General features: G+C 66.2%; 2 protein-coding genes. Both read left to right on the plus strand.

Going from position 1 to position 1,525, the window contains the following annotated elements:
• The coding region (locus DBV14_RS32820; protein ID WP_124466353.1) for an enolase C-terminal domain-like protein at positions 1–921 on the plus strand (921 nt) is incomplete at its 5' end.
• 89 nt (positions 922–1,010) lie between these two features.
• Positions 1,011–1,525 (plus strand): aldehyde dehydrogenase family protein (locus DBV14_RS32825; protein WP_124466356.1); only part of this gene is annotated, 515 nt, incomplete at its 3' end.

Genomic DNA, 1,525 nt, shown 5'->3' on the forward strand with positions numbered 1-1,525 from the left:
CAGCAGCGCGATGCGGTGCAGATGCTCGGCTACCTCTTCTACGTGGGCGACCGCAACAAGACCGACCTGCCGTACGAGGCCGACCCCGGTGCCGACAACGACTGGTTCCGCCTGCGCCACGAAGAAGCCATGACGCCCGAATCGATCGTGCGCCTGGCCGAGGCCACGCATGCGCGCTACGGCTTCACCGACTTCAAGCTCAAGGGCGGCGTGCTGCGCGGCGAAGAAGAAGTCGAGGCCATTCGCGCATTGCACGAACGCTTTCCGCAAGCGCGCGTCACGCTCGATCCGAACGGCGGCTGGCTGCTGCAAGACGCCGTTCGCCTGTGCCGCGACCTGCACGGCGTGATGGCCTATGCCGAAGACCCGTGCGGTGCGGAAGGCGTGTTCTCGGGCCGCGAGGTCATGGCCGAGTTCCGCCGCGCCACCGGCCTGCCGACCGCCACCAACATGGTCGCTACCGATTGGCGCGAGATGGTGCACAGCCTCTCGCTGCAGTCGGTCGACATTCCGCTGGCCGACCCGCATTTCTGGACCATGCAGGGCTCGGTGCGCGTGGCGCAGTTGTGCCAGGCCTGGGGGCTGACCTGGGGCTCGCATTCGAACAATCACTTCGACGTGTCGCTCGCGATGTTCACGCATGTCGCCGCGGCCGCGCCCGGCAAGGTGACGGCCATCGACACGCACTGGATCTGGCAGGACGGCCAGCGCCTGACGAAGGCGCCGCTACAGATCGAAGGCGGCTTCGTGAAAGTGCCGACGCGCGGCGGCCTGGGCGTGGAGCTCGACATGGCCGAAGTCGAGAAGGCGCACCAGCTGTACCTGAAGCACGGCCTGGGCGCGCGCAACGACGCGCAGGCCATGCAATACCTGATTCCGAACTGGACTTTCGACAACAAGAAACCATGCATGGTCCGTTGAAGGTTTAGTCTCCCGTTTCAATTCCCGCAGCCGGAGCCTCCCTCGTCGCTCCGGCTTCTTTCTTTTCATCGAGCAGCAAGGAACCCCTCATGCAGAACTTCGACAACCTGATCGCGGGCGAATGGCGTGCCGGCGCAAGCTACAGCCCCAACGTCAACCCCAGCAACCTGGCCGACGTGCTGGGCCAGTACACGCAAGGCGACGCAACGCATGTCGATGCCGCCGTGGCCGCTGCCACCGCCGCCTTCCCGGCCTGGGCCACGGGCAGCATCCAGGCGCGCTCCGACGCGCTCGACAAGATCGGCACCGAGATCCTTGCGCGCAAGGAAGAACTGGGCACGCTGCTGGCGCGCGAAGAAGGCAAGACCAAGGCCGAAGGCATCGGCGAAGCCACGCGCGCGGGCCAGATCTTCAAGTTCTTCGCGGGCGAGTGCCTGCGCCTGTCGGGCGAGGTGCTGCCCTCGGTGCGCCCCAACATCGGTGTGGAAATCACGCGCGAGCCGGTCGGCGTGGTCGGCCTCATCACGCCGTGGAACTTTCCCATTGCCATTCCCGCATGGAAGATCGCGCCGGCGCTGGCCTTCGGCAACTGCGTGGTGCTGAA

Origin of the sequence: Variovorax sp. KBW07 (genome assembly GCF_003852515.1) — a bacterium.
Lineage (GTDB): Bacteria > Pseudomonadota > Gammaproteobacteria > Burkholderiales > Burkholderiaceae_C > Variovorax.